Here is a 992-nt window from a genome sequence, read left to right as displayed (position 1 = left end):
CGGGTGGGTCGGCGTTTGTGTTCTCCGGTCAGGGTGGTCAGTGGGTGGGGATGGGGCGGGGTCTGTATCGGGTGTTTCCGGTGTTCGCGCGGGCGCTGGACGAGGTGTGTGGGTTGTTGGGTTTGCCGGTCGGGGTGTTGTTCGAGGACGGGGAGGGGGTGTTGGGGGAGACGTTGTTCACGCAGGGTGGGGTGTTCGCGTTGGAGGTGGCGTTGTTCCGGTTGGCGGAGTGGTTGGGTGTGCGGCCGGATTTTGTGGTGGGGCATTCGGTGGGTGAGATCGCGGCGGCTCATGTGGCGGGGGTCTTGGGGCTGGAGGATGCGTGTGTGCTGGTGGGGGCGCGGGGCCGGTTGATGCAGGGGCTGGCCGGTGGTGGGGCGATGGTGTCGGTGCAGGCGTCGGTGGAGGAGGTGGAGGGGTCGCTGGTGCCGGGTGCCGAGGTGGCGGCGGTCAACGCGGTGGACGCGGTGGTGGTGTCGGGGGACGAGGCGGCGGTGGCGGCGGTGGGTGAGGTGTGGCGGGGTCGTGGGCGCCGGGTGCGGCGGCTGGCGGTCAGTCACGCGTTTCATTCGGCGCGGATGGATCCGGTGTTGGAGGAGCTGGGCCGGGTGGCGGCGGGTTTGTCGTTCGGTGAGCCGGTGATTGCGGTGGTGTCCACGGTGGCCGGGCGTCCGGTGGACATGGGGGTGCCTGGGTATTGGGTGCGGCAGGTGCGGGAGCGGGTGCGGTTCGCCGATGCTGTGGAGTGGCTGGCGGGCCGGGGTGTTACGGGGTTGGTGGAGGTGGGTCCGCATCCGTTGCTGGTGGGCAATGGGTTGATGCGGCGTGGTGGTGATTCTCCGGAGCGGTTGTTCGCGGGGCTGGGGCGGTTGTGGGCGGACGGCGCCGCGGGCTGGATGCCACCCGTGACCACACCGGCGGGGACGTTGAGCGCGCGGGTGCCCTCGTATCCCTTCCAGCACCAGCACTACTGGCTCCAGCCCACCACCCCG

General features: G+C 70.4%; 1 protein-coding gene. It reads left to right on the top strand.

Features of this window, described 5'->3' with window-relative positions:
* Positions 1 to 17: 17 nt before the first annotated feature.
* A partial coding sequence (locus IF37_RS40340; RefSeq protein WP_253915969.1) for an acyltransferase domain-containing protein occupies positions 18 to 992 on the top strand: 975 nt, incomplete at its 3' end.

It is taken from the genome of Streptomyces sp. NRRL S-31 (genome assembly GCF_000718775.1).
Taxonomy (GTDB): Bacteria; Actinomycetota; Actinomycetes; order Streptomycetales; family Streptomycetaceae; genus Streptomyces.
Note: the sequence above shows the minus strand (reverse complement) of the source record. Positions and strands in the feature narration are given on the sequence as shown.